Origin of the sequence: Novilysobacter selenitireducens (genome assembly GCF_020026895.1) — a bacterium.
Taxonomy (GTDB): Bacteria; Pseudomonadota; Gammaproteobacteria; order Xanthomonadales; family Xanthomonadaceae; genus Lysobacter_C; species Lysobacter_C selenitireducens.
The window spans coordinates 1-283 of record NZ_JAINZW010000094.1; the positions used below are offsets into that span (position 1 = coordinate 1).

The following is a 283-nucleotide window of genomic DNA, read 5'->3' on the forward strand; positions in this document are numbered from 1 at the left end:
GGATGGTCGCGGCATTTTGTGAGCGACGTCTACGACACAATAGGAATAGAACCGGCCGCCACTTGCATGCTAGTCTGGATGATCGTCGTTTGCCAAGTATTGGTGTGCGTAGCCTCAACAACCTGTCGACGCAGTTCTTGAGCGAACTGTATGCAGTTCCAGCGGATAAGGTGATACGGCGTTCTGCTGAGCTGTATCACCTTACCAGCAACAATCCCCAGAGATACCGATACTTCGGTATGCATGAATTGCTTGTCGCGAGGCAATATAAGGACGTCCTTGT

1 protein-coding gene is annotated in these 283 nt (G+C 50.9%); it reads right to left on the reverse strand.

The window, feature by feature from the left end:
* Positions 1–29: 29 nt before the first annotated feature.
* Positions 30–283: hypothetical protein (locus K6753_RS14590; protein ID WP_223677185.1), on the reverse strand; the 254-nt coding region annotated here is incomplete at its 5' end.